Origin of the sequence: Delftia sp. ZNC0008 (assembly GCF_000799035.1) — a bacterium.
Classification (GTDB): Bacteria; Pseudomonadota; Gammaproteobacteria; order Burkholderiales; family Burkholderiaceae_C; genus Comamonas; species Comamonas tsuruhatensis.
On the sequence record NZ_JTKZ01000433.1, the window covers coordinates 1 to 3,992 of the forward strand.

Annotated in this window: 7 protein-coding genes and 2 pseudogenes; 2 read left to right on the plus strand and 7 right to left on the minus strand. The window is 66.4% G+C overall.

From position 1 onward, the window contains the following. Together L995_RS14235 and L995_RS14240 are read right to left on the minus strand one after the other, a co-directional pair. Positions 1-212: pseudogene (locus L995_RS14235) on the minus strand (DUF159 family protein); the annotation flags it as partial. Further along, positions 205-705: a hypothetical protein gene (locus L995_RS14240; protein ID WP_016453330.1), complete on the minus strand. Its 501-nt coding sequence runs from the start codon at positions 703-705 to the stop codon at positions 205-207. The gene L995_RS14240 and the pseudogene L995_RS14235, both read right to left, overlap by 8 nt. Before the next feature lie 59 nt (positions 706-764). Here L995_RS14240 and L995_RS14245 point away from each other — a divergent pair, with 59 nt between their 5' ends. After that, complete coding sequence (locus L995_RS14245) at positions 765-974, plus strand: hypothetical protein (protein WP_016453331.1); 210 nt, start codon at positions 765-767, stop codon at positions 972-974. A 235-nt stretch (positions 975-1,209) separates the two neighbouring features. Next, positions 1,210-1,491, plus strand: a complete 282-nt coding sequence (locus L995_RS14250; protein ID WP_016453333.1) for a hypothetical protein — start codon at positions 1,210-1,212, stop codon at positions 1,489-1,491. Here the strand turns inward: L995_RS14250 and L995_RS34810 are convergent. From L995_RS34810 to L995_RS34375, 5 genes and pseudogenes are all read right to left on the minus strand, one after another. Next, complete coding sequence (locus L995_RS34810) at positions 1,488-2,234, minus strand: Gp49 family protein (protein ID WP_016453334.1); 747 nt, start codon at positions 2,232-2,234, stop codon at positions 1,488-1,490. The genes L995_RS14250 and L995_RS34810 overlap by 4 nt on opposite strands. Continuing rightward, complete coding sequence (locus L995_RS14260) at positions 2,231-2,749, minus strand: hypothetical protein (RefSeq protein ID WP_016453335.1); 519 nt, start codon at positions 2,747-2,749, stop codon at positions 2,231-2,233. The genes L995_RS34810 and L995_RS14260 overlap by 4 nt, the downstream gene beginning before the upstream one ends. A gap of 46 nt (positions 2,750-2,795) precedes the next feature. Further along, positions 2,796-3,380: a glycoside hydrolase family protein gene (locus L995_RS14265; RefSeq protein ID WP_047472385.1), complete on the minus strand. Its 585-nt coding sequence runs from the start codon at positions 3,378-3,380 to the stop codon at positions 2,796-2,798. Next, positions 3,377-3,688 carry a holin gene (locus L995_RS14270; RefSeq protein WP_046988297.1) on the minus strand — a complete coding sequence of 104 codons (312 nt, stop codon included), beginning with the start codon at positions 3,686-3,688 and terminating at the stop codon, positions 3,377-3,379. The genes L995_RS14265 and L995_RS14270 overlap by 4 nt, the downstream gene beginning before the upstream one ends. Positions 3,689-3,727: 39 nt before the next feature. Further along, a pseudogene (locus tag L995_RS34375) lies at positions 3,728-3,992 on the minus strand (hypothetical protein); the annotation flags it as partial.

Genomic DNA, 3,992 nt, shown 5'->3' on the forward strand with positions numbered 1-3,992 from the left:
GGCTTGCCGTCGACCGTCATGGGCCGCCGCGTCTTCGAGCTGCGCGGAATCATGCCCCACTGCCCAACTTCCAGCACGCCGCCGGGCTTGATATACGGCCCCAGGGCCAGCGGCGTGACGTGCGGCTTCCACCACCTGTTCGGCGCTTGGCGTCCCAGCGCGAAGGCACGCTCGATCTCTATCTCTTCCGGCGGGGTGTAGCGATTACACATAGGGCCACCTCTTGGTTGGCCGCTCGATTGCAGCCTTGGCCGTAGCGTACTGCCCTCCAAGCCAGCTTTGCATCAGCTGCAGCGCCGGATCAATGCCGGCAGCGTCCGGGCAGCACAGCCAAGTCTGGTTCCACCGCCGCAGGCCCCCTTCATCCCATTCTTGGCCGCGCAGCAGCATGGACCCGTCCTCGCGCATTCGCAGCATTTCCACCTGGGTCATCCCTCTCGTGAGCTTATCCCCCGATCCGGGATCAATGATGTCCACGCGATCATCGCCATACCCTCCTCTGGTCGTGACCAGCAGGCCCGTGACGCGGCGGATGTCACGCAACATCGGCACGGACAGGTAGACGCCACAAAAGCGCAAACGCAGCATGGTCGTGCGCCAGCCGGCCTCGACTTGGCCCTTGCGCTCCTGCTCGCTGCCGGGCGCGCAGCCCTCTGAGCGATATCGGCCTGGCAGATCTGCCAACCCTGCTGAATCCTGGGTCATGACATTTTCACTGTATGAATGTACAGTTATTATGCAAACCCGATCTCCAGGAGGTCCAGATGATCACCCCTCAAGCAACCCAGAAATTCGCCCTGCTCCGCATGCCCGAATGGTTCGGCGTGCCTGAGATTGAGCCGCTGCCAGCCCCGCCAGAGGCCTATCGGATAGTGGAAGCGCACCCCGGATGGTTTGAAGTGCGCGGGCCGGGCGGCGCGCTGGTGTACAGCGGCCTGGGGCCGGTCCAGATTCTGGCGAACCACCATGTATGAAGATGACGACCCGCTGAACTGCCTGCACCCCACAGTGGTATGGCCATCGGGCTGGGCGGCGGTATGTGGGCAGGAGATCCTCCCGCTGGCCCCGGAGTGCTACCGGGTTGTGCACACGGCTCCATGGTGGTCCATCGTCCTGGACCCTGAGGGCAATGTCGTGTACCGCGGCTTCGGGCCTGTGGAGGTCATCCGATCGCCTGCGCCGTTCTGACGCACGGGCACAATGCCGCCCATGGCAATCGATCCGACACATCCCAAGCACACAGTCCACCAGCGCGTCGTGGAGGGTTTCCAGGGACACTGGAAGGCCCACGGCAGCGACAAGTATCCGCAGCGCTTCCGGCTGCCCCCGGAGGAGCTGTATCACCTGGACCATGTGATGCACAAAGGCGGGCACCCAGGTCTGATGTGGGGCGTGCCGCTCGAAGCCGACCCCGCGACGAAAGGCGAAATGGTCGCAATCGACGGCTCAGTTGTGTCGATAGCGCCGGCTGACCCGGCGCCTGCGGCTTAGGCGCCAGCCGCAAGCTTGTCGCGCAGCCGGAAGCCCAGCAACGGCCAGATCTTCTGCACTGCGTTCGCGCGCGCGATGCAGCGGCCGATGGCGGCGTCGAAGTTCTCGGGGGACGCGCAGGCCGACTCGCCTGTGACGGTGAAGCCGTTGCGCAGCTCCAAAACACAGAACGTCAGCAAATTGAGAGGGCTTTGCGCCAACTCGGCGTACTGGAAGCCGTGGTTCTTGTGCGAGTGGCCGTGCCGGCCTTCGGCAGCAGTGAAGTAGGTCTCCTCCACGATCTCCCGCTGGATGTCATCCGGGGTGACCCGTGCCGCTGTCTTGCCCTTGGCCTGGATCTCGGCTTCGATGGACTGTTCGGTCGGAGAGAGGTCGGGCAGAGGGCCTGGGCCGGTGGCTGTTGTGCCGTCGCCGTAGGCCTTGGATTCGATAGCGCCTGGCGCGGCTTCGGCCTTCGCCACCTGGCCCTTCTGGTACGGCATCCATTCGCACACCATGTAGTCATCGTCGCTCGGCTCCCATTGACCGGCCAGAAGCGGTACGCTCGGCACCATATGCGTCCGGCCAACGTGGTCACACACGGCCAGATTCACCATGTGGTCGTGGTGAACATAGACGATGCCGGCGTCCATCGGCTGGCCAGACCCCAGTTGCGTCACGGTTGGGTTGCGCTCCAGAAACTGAGCACTCGGGCGGAACCAGACACGGCGGCCGATTGTGGGTTTGATGGGAGAGGTGTTCATGGATTGCCTTCTGCGGTGGTGCCTGCGACCGGCAGGCTCGGGGATGGGATCACGGGCCAGGCGGCGCCGAGGGTTTGGACATCAGCTGCGTGCCCTGCAGCCGCTGCTGCCATGTCCCCATACGCTGCGCGGCAGTCTTCAAATACGGCTCCGAGGGCAGTGGCGTACTCAATGACGGCAGCAGGGGGAGCGCTGGCAAGTCGGCGGGCGGCATCTGCGGATTGCTCGCGCAGGCCGTCAGAGACAGTGCGCAGCTGGTCAAAATCACGGCGCAGCAGCGCCTCGCGGTCACGGGCGGCATTGAGGGCTCCTTGGTATTTGGTGTTCATGGCCTGCTCGGCCTGGCGCACGCGGGCGTCGGCCGCGCGCTGGGCCGTGCTGGTGGCCAGTTGCTGGGTGGTGGTTTCTAGCCGGGCCTCGGCCAGCTCGGCGCCCAGGCGCGCGCCCTGGAACTGCCATGCCAGCACGGCGGCCACAGCGGCAGCGGCCACATGGGTGTAGAGAGCGGGGATCACCGGCCACCCCTCCACCAGTACCACCACATTGCCCAGAGGATCGGGTTCATTGCTGGGCCTCCATACACGCGGCGTGCCGCGCCTGCTGCCGAGTCCAGACGCCGCGGCAGATGCGATTGCCCGGCGTGCTGCAGTCGTAGCGCCAGCGCTTCGGGCGGCCGGCCGCGTCCCACTGGTAGGGCTCCCAGCCCGGCCCTTCTTTCCTGGAGCTGGTCATGAAGCGATAGCCCAGCAGCGCTTGGCAGGCGGGGGCGAACTGCCCGGCCAGCAGCCGAGTGCGCATGGGGCTGGCGCGCCAGGCGCCGATGCCGTACTGGTAGGTGAAGTCCAGGTAGAGGTCGTATTCCGCCTGGTACAGGGCCACGCCAGGCAAGCTGGCTCGGAACATGGCCTCGTCCTTGGATGTGTGGCTGCGCACCAGCTGCAGCGCTCGCTCGCGCGTGATGGGCGGATCGGACATCTGCACCGGCGTGCCGTCCTCGTAGACCGTGGAGCCGTGGCCGATGGTCGGCCGATCGCCCTGGGTCGGGATGTGCGGGTCAGGCCGGAAGCCCTCCACGCCCAGCGTGGCCAGCAGCCCAGCCGCCGAGATGGTGAGCGCGGCAACGGCGGTGCGCGGGGTCTTGCTCATAACGCACCCATGTCGGTTGTTGATTGCTCTGGCTCTTCACAGGCGGGCCGGAAGGGGATGCCAGTCTTGCGCATCAACTCCATGCGCAGTGCGCGCTCTGCCGCTTCGTCACGAGCCTTTGCCTCCGACCGTCGATCGGCCTCCCGCCTGTAGTACCAGTTCACCAAGGTGCCCAGAAGCGCAATGCAGATGCCCAGCAAGCCGATGGCTTGGGAAGAGGCGAGCCAGCCGAGAAAGCCAACGACAGCCCCGCCGCCGGTGGTGCGACTGCCTGCCGTTGCGAGCGTGTCGAGGGTTTCAGTTTTCATGGCCCCGATGATTCCGGGGCCGGGCCGCGCTGGCGAACCCTACACGGGGGCCGCAGGCCAGCCGGCCGCGACATCGATCTGCGACAGCGCCAGGGCGTCGTCGGCCGCCGCATCGATCTGGTCCTCGATGCGCTGGCGCGTGCCCGTCAGCAGGCCGTGCACTTGGCGGTATGCGCCATCCTTGGCCCGGATGCGATCGGCCAGCACCAGGCGGTCCAGCCCACGCGCCAGCGCTGCGGCATCGATCCAGGGCGTGGCCGCCGCCGGGTCAGCCTCCAGCGCCCTCGCCTCCTCCGTCTGCACG

Bases quoted from the DNA above. Each gene is read 5' to 3' on its own strand.
- L995_RS34810 (WP_016453334.1), bottom strand. From the start codon at position 2,234: ATGAACACCTCTCCCATCAAACCCACAATCGGCCGCCGTGTCTGGTTC.
- L995_RS14270 (WP_046988297.1), bottom strand. From the start codon at position 3,688: ATGAAAACTGAAACCCTCGACACGCTCGCAACGGCAGGCAGTCGCACC.
- L995_RS14250 (WP_016453333.1), top strand. From the start codon at position 1,210: ATGGCAATCGATCCGACACATCCCAAGCACACAGTCCACCAGCGCGTC.
- L995_RS14245 (WP_016453331.1), top strand. From the start codon at position 765: ATGATCACCCCTCAAGCAACCCAGAAATTCGCCCTGCTCCGCATGCCC.
- L995_RS14240 (WP_016453330.1), bottom strand. From the start codon at position 705: ATGACCCAGGATTCAGCAGGGTTGGCAGATCTGCCAGGCCGATATCGC.
- L995_RS14265 (WP_047472385.1), bottom strand. From the start codon at position 3,380: ATGAGCAAGACCCCGCGCACCGCCGTTGCCGCGCTCACCATCTCGGCG.